The sequence below is a fragment of the uncultured Amaricoccus sp. genome (genome assembly GCF_937858865.1).
In the GTDB taxonomy this organism is placed as follows: Bacteria; Pseudomonadota; Alphaproteobacteria; order Rhodobacterales; family Rhodobacteraceae; genus Amaricoccus.
Genome location: NZ_CALLYO010000341.1, coordinates 1 through 12,059, shown reverse-complemented (window position 1 = coordinate 12,059; position 12,059 = coordinate 1). Strand labels below are relative to the sequence as shown.

General features: G+C 71.5%; 12 protein-coding genes and 1 pseudogene. 8 read left to right on the top strand and 5 right to left on the bottom strand.

Translation table 11 applies throughout. The features are described 5' to 3' along the window. The 8 genes and pseudogenes from Q0112_RS09800 to Q0112_RS09765 form a co-directional block, all read left to right on the top strand. Positions 1-256: pseudogene (locus Q0112_RS09800) on the top strand (hypothetical protein); the annotation flags it as partial. A 349-nt stretch (positions 257-605) separates the two neighbouring features. Then, positions 606-3,542 (top strand): monovalent cation/H+ antiporter subunit A, encoded by a 2,937-nt coding sequence (locus tag Q0112_RS09795; protein ID WP_297974582.1) that lies wholly within the window; start codon positions 606-608, stop codon positions 3,540-3,542. Then, a complete protein-coding gene (locus Q0112_RS09790; protein WP_297974580.1) occupies positions 3,542-3,886 on the top strand; it encodes a Na+/H+ antiporter subunit C in 345 nt (114 codons plus the stop codon). Before Q0112_RS09795 ends, Q0112_RS09790 begins: the two co-directional genes overlap by 1 nt. Further along, positions 3,883-5,532: a monovalent cation/H+ antiporter subunit D gene (locus tag Q0112_RS09785; RefSeq protein ID WP_297974577.1), complete on the top strand. Its 1,650-nt coding sequence runs from the start codon at positions 3,883-3,885 to the stop codon at positions 5,530-5,532. Before Q0112_RS09790 ends, Q0112_RS09785 begins: the two co-directional genes overlap by 4 nt. Further along, a complete protein-coding gene (locus tag Q0112_RS09780; RefSeq protein WP_297974575.1) occupies positions 5,529-6,017 on the top strand; it encodes a Na+/H+ antiporter subunit E in 489 nt (162 codons plus the stop codon). Before Q0112_RS09785 ends, Q0112_RS09780 begins: the two co-directional genes overlap by 4 nt. Beyond that, entirely contained in the window at positions 6,014-6,295 is a 282-nt protein-coding gene (locus tag Q0112_RS09775) for a K+/H+ antiporter subunit F (protein WP_297974572.1), read from the top strand. The genes Q0112_RS09780 and Q0112_RS09775 overlap by 4 nt, the downstream gene beginning before the upstream one ends. Continuing rightward, positions 6,292-6,684, top strand: a complete 393-nt coding sequence (gene mnhG, locus Q0112_RS09770) for a monovalent cation/H(+) antiporter subunit G (protein ID WP_297974569.1) — start codon at positions 6,292-6,294, stop codon at positions 6,682-6,684. The genes Q0112_RS09775 and mnhG overlap by 4 nt, the downstream gene beginning before the upstream one ends. Positions 6,685-6,702: 18 nt before the next feature. Then, positions 6,703-7,680, top strand: a complete 978-nt coding sequence (locus Q0112_RS09765; RefSeq protein WP_297974567.1) for a quinone oxidoreductase — start codon at positions 6,703-6,705, stop codon at positions 7,678-7,680. Positions 7,681-7,739: 59 nt separating this feature from the next. On the opposite strand, the gene Q0112_RS09760 is transcribed toward Q0112_RS09765, so the two are convergent. The 5 genes from Q0112_RS09760 to hutU all read right to left on the bottom strand — a co-directional run. Next, positions 7,740-8,513, bottom strand: coding sequence for an amino acid ABC transporter ATP-binding protein (locus Q0112_RS09760; RefSeq protein WP_297974585.1), 774 nt, complete (start codon positions 8,511-8,513; stop codon positions 7,740-7,742). Between the two features lie 4 nt (positions 8,514-8,517). Next, positions 8,518-9,180, bottom strand: coding sequence for an amino acid ABC transporter permease (locus Q0112_RS09755; protein WP_297974564.1), 663 nt, complete (start codon positions 9,178-9,180; stop codon positions 8,518-8,520). Continuing rightward, positions 9,180-9,827: an amino acid ABC transporter permease gene (locus Q0112_RS09750; RefSeq protein WP_297974561.1), complete on the bottom strand. Its 648-nt coding sequence runs from the start codon at positions 9,825-9,827 to the stop codon at positions 9,180-9,182. Before Q0112_RS09750 ends, Q0112_RS09755 begins: the two co-directional genes overlap by 1 nt. Positions 9,828-9,963: 136 nt before the next feature. Further along, a complete protein-coding gene (locus Q0112_RS09745) occupies positions 9,964-10,785 on the bottom strand; it encodes a transporter substrate-binding domain-containing protein (protein WP_297974558.1) in 822 nt (273 codons plus the stop codon). Between the two features lie 31 nt (positions 10,786-10,816). Further along, positions 10,817-12,059, bottom strand: a 1,243-nt coding sequence (gene hutU, locus Q0112_RS09740) for a urocanate hydratase (RefSeq protein WP_297974555.1), incomplete at its 5' end; no start/stop codon positions are given.

Below are 12,059 nucleotides of genomic sequence, written 5' to 3'. Positions count from 1 at the left end.
TCTGTCCTTCCGCTGGACGGGCGCGGCCCTCGCCGCTGCGGCGCGGAGCTTCCGGCCCCTCTCGCCGGCCGCCGCGGCCCGCCTCGCGCCGCTCCGGCTCCGCATCCACCGCGTCGCGCCGGGCGAGAACGCCGCCACCCTCGCCGCCTCGATGCCCCCCGGCCCCGCCGCAAGGGCGCGCTTCGAGGTGATGAACGGCCTCGCCGACGGCGGAAGGCTGCGCGCCGGCGACCTCGTGAAGGTCGTCACCGAATAGAGCGCGGCGCGGCCGCAGGCCCGCCTATCGCCTTGAGATCGAGGGCTCGCCCCCCGGTTCTGCCGCCGGAGGCGCGGGGCCTCGCGCGGCGCAGGCCCCCTTGCGTGCCGGCCCCCGCGCCGGCAGTCTGGCGAGCGGGGCGGCGGGCGCCCCGACAGGAGGGGGCGGCACTGCAAGCGGGAGGGCGACCGGCCGAACGAGGAACGCTCGGGCTCGTCGGGACTGGACGCGCCGCGCCGATCGTGCCAAGCGCGCAGGCGATGACCTGCAAGACGCCCCGCCCGCACCGGGACGAAGCGAGAGACGGCCTGTTCCCGCGCCCGCAGGCGGCCGGCGCGGGAGACGTGGCGTGATCCAGGGCGACCTCCTGCTCATCCTGCTCGCGCTGCCCTTCGCCGGCAGCCTGATCGCCGCCGTCTCGCCGACGAACGTCCGCCATGCCGAGGCCTGGCTCTCCGGCATCGTCGCGGTGACCGGCCTCGGCATCACCGCGGCGCTCTACCCGTCGGTGGCCGGCGGCGGCGCGGTCCACGCCCGCCTCGAATGGCTGCCCGCCTACGGGCTCGACCTCTCGCTCCGCCTCGACGGCTTCGCCTGGATCTTCCTCACGCTCATCATGGGCATCGGGCTCCTCGTCGTGCTCTATGCCCGCTACTACCTCTCGCCCAACGACCCGGCGCCGCGCTTCTACTGCGGGCTCCTCGCCTTCATGGGGGCGATGACCGGGATCGTGATCTCCGGCAACGTCATCCTGCTCATCGTCTTCTGGGAGCTGACGAGCATCTTCTCCTTCCTGCTCATCGGCTACTGGCACCAGAACACGGCCGCCCGCGACGGCGCGCGCATGGCGCTCATCGTCACCGGCGCGGGCGGGCTCTGCCTGCTCGGCGGCATGCTCCTCCTCGGCCAGATCGCCGGCAGCTACGAGCTCGAGGCGATCCTCCAGGCCGGCGAGCGCATCCGCCAGCACGAGCTCTACCTGCCGATCCTCGTCCTCGTCCTCATCGGCGCCTTCGCCAAGTCGGCGCAGTTCCCCTTCCACTTCTGGCTGCCGAACGCGATGGCGGCGCCGACGCCGGTCTCGGCCTACCTGCATTCGGCGACCATGGTGAAGGCGGGCGTCTTCCTGCTGCTGCGCTTCTGGCCGGCGCTCGGCGGCACCGACGCCTGGTTCTGGATCGTCACCTCGGCGGGGATGACGACCTTCCTGCTCGGCGCCTTCTTCGCGCTCTTCCAGCACGACCTGAAGGGGCTGCTGGCCTATTCGACCATCAGCCACCTCGGGCTCATCACCGCGCTGGCCGGGCTCGGCACGCCGCTCGCCATCGTCGCGGCGATCTTCCACATCATGAACCACGCCGTCTTCAAGGCGTCGCTCTTCATGGCCGCCGGCATCATCGACCACGAGACCGGCACCCGCGACATGCGCCGGCTCAGCGGGCTGCGCGGGCCGATGCCGATCACCGCCACCCTCGCCATCGTCGCCTCGGCCGCCATGGCCGGCGTGCCGCTGCTGAACGGGTTCCTCTCGAAGGAGATGTTCTTCGCCGAGGCCTTCGAGGCCGGAAAGGGCTCGCTCCTCGACCCGGTCACCACCTGGGGGGCGCTCATCGCCTCGAGCCTCAGCGTCGCCTACTCGCTGCGCTTCATCCACCAGGTCTTCTTCGGCCCGCCGCCCGCCGACCTGCCGCGCGAGCCGCACGAGCCGGCGCACTGGATGCGCTTCCCGGTCGAGATCCTCGTCGTCACCTGCCTCGTCGTCGGCATCGTCCCGGCGGCCACGGTCGGCCCCTACCTCCGGACGGCGGCCCAGTCGGTGCTCGGGCCGGCGACGCCCGCCTACAGCCTCACGCTCTGGCACGGCATCAACGCGCCGCTGGTCATGAGCGTGGCGGCGCTGGGGCTCGGCTCGCTGCTCTATGCGCTCCTCGCCCGCCGGCTCTCGCGCGGGCCGGAGGGGCCGCCGCTCCTGCGCCTGCTCAAGGGCCAGCGCATCTTCGAGCGCAGCCTCGTCGTCTTCTGGTGGCGCTGGCCGCGGGCGCTCTACAGCCTCCTCGGCACCGAGCGGCTGCAGCCGCAGCTCCGCATCCTGGTGCTGCTCGCGCTCGCCAGCCTCGCCTGGCAGGCGCGCGACGCCGCCTTCCTCGACGGCGCCCTCTGGGTGACCGAGCTCGACCCGGTCTTCGCCATCGCCTGGGTGATCGGCGCGGTCTGCGCCATCGGCGCCGCCTGGCAGGCCAAGTACCACCGCTTCGCGGCGCTGACGCTGCTCGGCGGGGCGGGGGTGCTGACCTGCGTCACCTTCGTCTGGTTCTCGGCTGCCGACCTCGCCGTCACCCAGCTCGTGGTCGAGATCGTCACCACCGTCCTCCTGCTCCTCGGCCTGCGCTGGCTGCCCAAGCGGTCCCAGGCGATCGCCGCCGACGTCGAGCTGCCGGCGCGGGTGCGCCGCACGATCGACCTCATGATTGCCGTTGTCTGCGGCGCCGGCATCGCCGCCATCGCCCACGCGGTGATGACCCGCCCGCAGGTCAGCGCGACCGGCGCCTACTTCCTCGAGAACGCCTATTCCGAGGGCGGCGGGACCAACGCGGTCAACGTGATCCTCGTCGACTTCCGCGCCTTCGACACCTTCGGCGAGATCACCGTCCTCGGGATCGTCGGCCTCACCGTCTTCGCGCTGCTGCGCCGCTTCCGCCCGGCGCGCGAGAGCATGGACGCGCCGATGCAGCAGCGCATCCAGAGCGAGGCGGACGCGAGCTCCGGGCGCGATCTCGGCGACACGGTGCAGGACTATCTGCGCGTGCCCTCGGTCGTCATGCAGTGGATGTTCCCGGCGATCATCACCCTCTCGGCCTACCTGCTGCTGCGCGGGCACGACCTGCCGGGCGGCGGCTTCGCGGCCGGCGTCGCGCTCGCCATCGGCTTCCTGCTCCAGTATCTCGCCGCCGACGCGCGCTGGGTCGAGGCGCGGCTGCGCGTCCTGCCGGTGCGCTGGATGGGGGCGGGGCTCCTCACCGCCGCGGCGACCGGCGCGGGCGCCCTCCTCTTCGGCTACCCCTTCCTGACCGCGAGCGCCCGCTACGTCTCGCTGCCGGTCATCGGCGACGTGCCGGTCGCGACCGCGCTCCTCTTCGACCTCGGCGTCTTCTCCCTCGTCGTCGGCGCCACCATCGTCGTCCTCATCGCCCTCGCCCACCAGTCGCTGCGCGGCCGGACCCGCGCGCCGGAGGCCGAGGAGGCCGAGCCGGCGCCGCCGCCCGTCGCCGCGCTGGAGGAGGGCTGATGGAGCTCGTCCTCTCCCTCGCGATCGGGGTCCTCGTCGCCTCCGGGGTCTGGCTGCTGCTCCGCCCGCGCACCTACCAGGTGATCGTCGGGCTGGCGCTCCTCTCCTACGGGGTCAACCTCTTCATCTTCTCCATGGGGCGGCTCCGGGTCGGCGGCTCCTCGATCGTGGAGAAGGGCGCGGTGGTTGACCCCGCGGCCTACCTCGACCCGGTGCCGCAGGCGCTGGTGCTGACCGCGATCGTCATCAGCTTCGCCACCACCGCGCTCTTCCTCGTCGTGCTCCTCGCCTCGCGCGGCTTCACCGGCACCGACCATGTCGACGGCAAGGAGCCCGGTGAATGACGCCCACGCCCGAGCACCTGCTGATCGCGCCCATCCTGCTGCCGCTCCTCGCTGGCGCGCTGATGCTCTTCTACGAGGACCGCCGGGCGAAGCGGGTCATCAGCCTCGTCGCCGCCGGGCTGCTGCCGATCATCGCCTTCGCGCTCCTCGACCGCGCCGAGGCGCCCTCGGGCGGGACCGAGGTGCGCCTCTACCTGCTCGGCGACTGGCCCTCACCCTTCGCAATCGTCCTCGTGCTCGACCGGCTCTCGGCGCTGATGCTGGTCGTGACCTCGGTGCTGGCGCTGCCCGCGCTCGTCTTCGCGGTCGCGGGCTGGGACCGGCAGGGGCAGCATTTCCACAGCCTCTTCCAGTTCCTGCTCATGGGGCTGAACGGCGCCTTCCTGACCGGCGACCTCTTCAACCTCTTCGTCTTCTTCGAGGTGCTGCTCGCCGCCTCCTACGGGCTGATGCTGCACGGCTCGGGGCCGCTCCGCGTGCGCGCCGGCCTGCACTATATCGCCATCAACCTCGCCGCCTCGCTCCTCTTCCTGATCGGCGTCAGCCTGATCTACGGCGTCACCGGCACGCTCAACATGGCCGACCTCGCGGTGAAGGCGGCGGCGCTGCCCGAGGCCGACCGCGGGCTCCTGCGCGCCGGCGCCGCCGCGCTCGGCATCGCCTTCCTGGTCAAGGCGGCGATGTGGCCACTCTGCTTCTGGCTGCCGATCACCTACATGGCCGCCGCCCCGCCGGTCGCGGCGATCTTCGCGATCATGAGCAAGGTCGGGGTCTACGCCGTCCTGCGCGTCGCCTCGCTCGCCTTCGGCGCGGGGGCCGCGCATTCGGCCGGCCTCGGCGCCGAGCTCCTCGTCGCCGGCGGCATGGCGACGATCGCCTTCGGCATGTTCGGCGTGCTCGCCTCGCAGGGGCTCGGGCGGCTCGCCGGCTGCTCGGTCCTCGTCTCGACCGGCACCTTCCTCGCCGCGATCGGCATGGTGCTGCTCGGCGGCGGCACGCCGATGCTGGCCGGCGCCCTCTACTACATGGTCAGCTCGAGCCTCGCGCTCAGCGCGCTCTTCCTCATGGCCGACCTGATCGAGCGCAACCAGGGCGGCGTCGCCGCCATGCTCGCCGTCACCGCCGAGGCCTACGGCTTCGGCGACGAGGAGCTCGACGCCGACGAGCCCACCGCCGAGCTCGCCCTGCCCGGCACGATGACCGTCCTCGGCCTCTGCTTCGGCGCCTGCGCGCTGCTCCTCGCCGGGCTGCCGCCGCTCTCCGGCTTCGTCGGCAAGTTCGCGCTCCTCTCCGGCATGCTGAACCCGGGCGGCCTCGGGGCGCACGACGCGACCGCCTCGCCGCTCGCCCTCGGCTTCACGGCGCTGGTGATCTTCTCCGGGCTCGCCGCGCTCGTCGCGCTGCTGCGCGTCGGCATCCAGACCTTCTGGGTCCCCTCCGAGGAGGAGGTGCCGAAGGTCCTGCTCATCGAGATCGCGCCGATCCTCGCGCTCCTCGCCGTGACCCTCGCCATCACCGTCGAGGCCCAGCCGGTCATGCGCTACATGCAGGCGACGGCGGCGGCGCTGCACCGGCCCGAGGTCTATGTCGAGGGCGTCCTCGGCGCGCCGCGGGTGCAGGACGGCGAGGAGGCGGTCGAGGAATGAGCCGGCTCTTCCCCTATCCGGTCCTCGCCGCCGGCCTCGTGCTCATGTGGCTCGTGCTCAACGGCTTCACCCCCGGCCACCTCGTCCTCGGGGTGGCGGTCTCCATCGTCGCCGGCGTCTCGATGTCGGCGCTCCACCCGGCCAAGCCGCGCCTCCGGCGCTGGGACCGGATCCCGCAGCTCGTCGCCATCGTGCTCTACGACATCGTGCGCTCCAACATCGCCGTGGCGGCGCTCATCCTCAGCAACGGCCGCCACGGCAGGCGCCGGTCGGGCTTCGTCGAGATCCCGCTCACCCTGCGCGACCCGCTCGGCCTCGCCATTCTCGCCATCATCATCACCGCCACCCCCGGCACCGCCTGGATGCAGTACGACGCCCGCCGCGAGGAGGTGCTGCTGCACGTCTTCGACCTCGTCGACGAAAGCGCCTGGGTCGCCCTCATCAAGGGCCGCTACGAGAGCCTGCTCCTGGAGATCTTCGAATGAGCGCCACCATCCTCGCCACCGCCCTCGCCATCGCCCAGCTCGCGCTCGTCCTCGCCATGGCGATGGCGGTCGTGCGCATGCTCCGCGGACCGCGGGCGCAGGACCGGGTGCTGGCGCTCGACGCGCTCTATCTCAACTGCATGCTGCTGCTCGTCACGCTCGGCATCCGCACCGGCAGCGTCTTCTTCTTCGAGGCCTCGCTCATCATCGCCATGCTCGGCTTCGTCGCCACCGTGGCGCTCGCCAAGTTCCTGATGCGCGGCGAGGTGATCGAATGACCCCGATGGCCGAGGTCCCGCTCTGGGCGGCGATCCCGATCGCCGCGCTCCTGCTCATCGGCGCCGGGCTGACCTTCATCGGCTCGGTCGGCCTCATGCGCCTCTCGAGCTTCTACGATCGCATCCACGCCCCCACCCTCGGCTCGAGCTGGGGCACGGCGGGCATCGTGATGGCCTCGATGGGCTATTTCTCGGTGCTGCAGGGGCGGCCGGTGCTGCACGAGTTCCTGCTCGGCGTCTTCGTGACCGTCACGACGCCCGTCACCCTGACGCTGCTCGCCCGCGCCGCCGTCTTCCGCGACCGCACCGAGGGCAACCCCGACGTGCCGGCGCGCGAGCCGCTGCCGCCCGCGGCGGGCGCCGCCCCGGCGGACGGCGAGCCGTCCTGACCGAACCGGAGACCCGAGATGCCCGAATACGCGATCGTCGCCACCCAGCCCGGAGGGCCCGACCGGCTCGAGAAGCGCGCGATCGCCGCGCCCGTGCCCGGCCCCGGCGAGGCGCTGGTCCGCCACACCGCCATCGGCCTCAACTTCATCGACGTCTACCACCGCAGCGGCCTCTATCCCTGGCCGGTCGAGCGCGACCTCGTCCCGGGCTCCGAGGCGGCGGGCGTCGTCGAGAGCGTCGGCGACGGCGTCGCGGCGGTGGCGCCCGGCGACCGCGTCGCCTACACCATCCCCTTCGGCGCCTATGCGACCCTGCGCACCATCGCCGCCGACCGGCTGGTGAAGGTTCCCGACGGCATCTCCGACGAGGACGCCGCCAGCCTGATGCTGAAGGGCCTGACCGCCCAGTACCTGATCCACTCGACCTTCCGCGTCGAGCCCGGCATGACCGTCCTCGTCCAGGCCGCGGCCGGGGGGGTCGGGCTGCTCCTCGGCCAGTGGCTCGCCGCCAGGGGCGCGACCGCGATCGGCACGGCGGGCGGCCCGGAGAAGGTCGCGCTCGCGGCCGCGCACGGCTATGCCCATGTCGTCGACTACCACGCCGAGGACTTCGCCGCCCGGGTGCGCGCGCTGACCGGCGGGCAGGGCGTCCATGTCGTCTACGACAGCGTCGGCCGCGACACCTGGCGCGGGTCGCTCGCGTGCCTGAGGCCGCGCGGCACCTTCGTCTGCTTCGGCCAGTCCTCCGGCGTCATCGAGGGCTTCGGCGTCCCCGACCTCGCCAAGGGGTCCTTCTCCGCCTGCCGCCCGAGCCTCTTCCACTATGTCGCGACGCCCGAGGAGCTGCGCGCCCGCGCCGCCGACCTCTTCGCCGCCGTCGGCTCCGGCGCGCTGCGCGCCGGCGTCCGCCAGCGCCACCCGCTCGGACAGGTGGCGGAGGCGCATCGGGACCTCGAGGCGCGGCGGACGACGGGGGCGACCGTCCTCCTGCCCTGAGGCCCGGGCGTCACCGTTGCCCCCGGCCGTGCGCACGCACGACCTGCGCCGCGGCGCGCCTAGAAGAGGTTGCGCTCGTGGTAGGTGCGCAGGAAGGCCTGGATGCGCGGATCCTCCGGCTGGTGCAGGATGCGGGCCGGGGCGTCGACGGCGACGAGCTCGCCCTTCTCCATGAAGGCGACCCGGTCGGCGACGTGGGCGGCGAAACCCATCTCGTGCGTCACCACGACCATGGTCATCCCCTCGGCGGCGAGCGCCTTCATCACGTTCAGCACCTCGCCGACCAGCTCCGGGTCGAGCGCCGAGGTGGGCTCGTCGAACAGCATCAGCTTCGGCTCCATGGCGATCGCGCGGGCGATCGCCACCCGCTGCTGCTGGCCGCCGGAAAGGCGCGAGGGATGGTTCGCCATCCTGTCGCCGAGCCCGACCTTCCTGAGCGCCTCGGCGGCGCGGGCCTCGGCCTCGGTGCGGGAGAGGCCGCGCACGCGGCGCAGGCCCTCGGCGACGTTCTCGAGCGCGGTCATGTGCGGCCAGAGGTTGAACTGCTGGAACACCATGCCGATGCTGCGGCGCATGGTGCGCAGGTCCCGCCCGCTCATCTTCGCCCCGCCCGGGGTCTTGTAGCCGATGAGCTGGCCGTCGATGCGGATCTCGCCGGAGCTGTATTCCTCGAGGAAGTTGATGCAGCGCAGGAGAGTCGACTTGCCCGAGCCCGAGGGGCCGATGAGGCAGGTCACCTTGCCCGGGGCGATCGAGAGGTCGATGTCCTTCAGCGCGTGGAACGGCCCGTAGAACTTGTTGACCTTGGCGATCTCGACGGAGGAGGCTTGCACCATCTCAGGGCCTTTCGATCAGGTGGCGGGTGATGCGCGTCTCGATGCGCCGGCCGAAGCGGGAGATGACCTCGACGAGGCCCCAGAAGAAGAGCGCCAGCACGAAGTTCCCCTCGAGGAAGCGGAAGGTCTCGGTCGACATCCGCTGGACCTGGTACATGAGCTCCGGCACGGTGATGATCGAGAGGATCACCGTCTCCTTGGTGAGGATGATCGAGAAGTTGACGAGCGCCGGCAGCGCCGAGACGAGGCCGAGCGGCAGCAGGATGCGGCGGACGATGGCGGGCTCGGCCATGCCGATGGCGCGGGCGGCCTCGATCTGGCCGTGCGGGACGGCGCGGAAGCCGGAGCGGAAGATTTCGGCGAAATAGGGGCTGCCGTAGATGGTGAGCCCGACGATGCCGGCCGGCAGCGGGTCGAGGCGGAGGCCGACCATCGGCCCGCCGTAGTAGAGCACGAAGAGCTGCACCAGGAAGGGCGTGCCGCGCACGATCTCGATATAGGCCTGGATCACCCAGGTGACGGGCTTCGGGGCGTAGCGCTGGACGAGCGCGATCACGAGGCCGAGCGCCATGCCGAAGACCGTGCCGAGCAGCCAGGCGAGGATGGTGAGCCCGAAGCCCCGGATCAGGATGGGGCTGTACTGGACGAAGATCATCGGGTCCATCAGACGGCCATCCTGTGCTCGAGGACGCGGCCGACCGCCGCGAGGCAGAGGTTGATCGCGAGGTAGATGCAGGCGGCGGCGATATACACCTCGAGCGGGCGGTAGGTGGTCGCCGCCTGCGCCTGGCTGGCGCGGGTGATCTCCATGATGCCGACGACCGAGACGAGCGAGGAGGCCTTGACCAGCAGGATGAGCTCGTTGACGAGCGCCGGCAGCGACAGGCTGACCGCCTGCGGCAGGATGATGCGGGTCCAGATGTCGCCCGGGCTCATGCCGATGGCGACGGCGGCCTCGGACTGGCCGCGGGGCAGCGCCGCGATGGCGCCGCGCCAGATCTCGGAGACATAGGCGCTGGCGCAGATGCCGACGGTGACGACGGCGGCGACCATGGCCGGCACGTCGATCCCGATGACCGGCAAGAGGTAGTAGACGAGGAGGAGCTGCACCAGCAGCGGCACGCCGCGCAGGAAGCTCACCCAGACCGCGGCGAAGCGGCGCAGCGCCGGGAAGGGCGAGAGGCGGGCGGCGCAGATGAGCGCGCCGATGACGAGGCCGAGCGCGATGCCGAGCCCCGAGATGAGCAGCGTGTAGCGGGCGGCGTAGAGCAGCGGCCCGAAGCTGTCGATGAAGGTGGCGACGGAAAACATGGCGGCTCCGGATCCGGGACACGCGGGGGCGGCGCTGGCGTCTATACGTTGTCTATACGCGAAACTCGCCCGTTCATTTTCAATGGCTTAGCCGGTGGGCACGCGTGCGCGGCCTGTGCCCACCGGCCTGCGGTCCCTAGCTCTGCGGGACTTCGCGGGGCAGCTCGGTGTAGGTGCCGAGCCACTTCTCCTGGATCGCCTTGACGCGGCCGTCGTCGGTCATCTTCAGCATGGCGTCCTTGATCGCGTCGGCGAAGCTGGCGCTGTCGTCGCCCTTGCGCAGCACCCAGGCGAAGTAGGTCGGCTGGCCGAAGGTCGAGGGCTCGAGCAGCTTGAAGACGTCGCCGCGCTGGCTGACAAGGTAGGCGAGGTTCGGCGAGGAGCCGGCGACCGCATCGAGCCGGCCGGCCGCGAGATCGGCATAGGCCTCGTCGGTGGTGCCGTACTCCCGCACGTCGACGCCGCCGAGCGACTCGCCGTAGGCCTGGAGCTGGCGGAACTGCGCCGTGCCCTGCTGCACGCCGACCTTCTTGCCCTTGATGTCCTCGGGCTTGCTGATCGCGTCGTTGGACGCCGCCTTGACGAGGCCGACGGTGGCGTCGGCGATCGGCAGGGTGAAGGTGTAGCGCTCGAGCCGCTCCGGCGTGATGGTGACCGGCGCGATGACGATGTCGAACTTGCCGACCTCGAGCCCCGGCAGCTCGGCGGTCCAGGGGATGTCCTGGTAGACCGGCTCGACCCCGATCTCCTTCGCGACCTCGTCGAAGAGATCCTTGGTCATGCCCTGGTAGACGCCGTCGATCAGCATGTCGAAGGGGGCGTAGTGCATGTCGGTCGCCGTGACGATCTTGCCGGCCGCCTTGATGTCGGCGAGCTGGTCGGCCATCGCGCCCGCCGCCGTGAGGCCGAGCGCGGCGACGCCGAGCAGCGCCGCCCTGATGCTGGTGTGGAAGCTCATCTTTCTCTCCTTGTTGAACTTTGTCGGTCGTTCAGAGGATGCCGGGCAGGTCGAGCCCATGCTCCTTCGCGCAGTCGATCGCGATGTCGTAGCCTGCATCGGCGTGGCGCATCACGCCAGTGGCAGGGTCGTTCCAGAGTACCCGCGCGAGCCGGGCGTCGGCATCCTCGCTGCCGTCGCAGCAGATGACCATGCCGGAGTGCTGCGAGAAGCCCATCCCGACCCCGCCGCCGTGGTGGAGCGAGACCCAGGTGGCGCCGGAGGCGGTGTTGAGCAGCGCGTTGAGCAGCGGCCAGTCGGAGACGGCGTCCGAGCCGTCCTTCATCGCCTCGGTCTCGCGGTTGGGCGAGGCGACGCTCCCCGAGTCGAGGTGGTCGCGCCCGATGACGATCGGCGCCGAGAGCTCGCCGGTCCGCACCATCTCGTTGAAGGCGAGACCGAGCTTGTGGCGCAGCCCGAGGCCGACCCAGCAGATGCGCGCCGGCAGGCCCTGGAAGGCGATCCGCTCGCGGGCCATGTCGAGCCAGTTGTGCAGGTGCGGGTCGTTGACCAGCTCCTTCACCTTGGCGTCGGTCCTGTAGATGTCCTCGGGGTCGCCGGAGAGCGCCGCCCAGCGGAAGGGGCCGATGCCGCGGCAGAAGAGCGGGCGGATGTAGGCCGGCACGAAGCCCGGGAAGGCGAAGGCGTTGGCGAAGCCTTCCTCGAGCGCCATCTGGCGGATGTTGTTGCCATAGTCGACGGTCGGAATGCCGCGCTCGTGGAAGGCGACCATCGCCTCGACCTGGATGCGCATCGAGGCGCGGGCGGCGCGCTCGACGGCCTTCGGGTCGCTCTCCTGCCTGGCGCGCCATTCGCCGACGGTCCAGCCCTGGGGGAGGTAGCCGTGAACCGGGTCGTGCGCCGAGGTCTGGTCGGTGACGATGTCGGGGCGGGCGCCGCGCTTCGCCAGCTCCGGGAAGACGTCGGCGGCGTTGGCGATCAGCGCGACGGACTTCGCCTCGCCGGCCTTGGTCCAGCGGTCGATCATGGCGAGCGCCTCGTCGAGCGAGTGGGTCTTCTCGTCGACGTAGCGGGTGCGCAGGCGGAAGTCGGCGCGGGTCTCGTCGCATTCGACGGCGAGGCAGCAGGCCCCGGCCATCACCGCGGCCAGCGGCTGCGCGCCGCCCATGCCGCCGAGGCCGGCGGTCAGGATCCAGCGGCCCTTGAGGTCGCCGCCGTAGTGCTGGCGGCCGGCCTCGACGAAGGTCTCGTAGGTGCCCTGCACGATGCCCTGG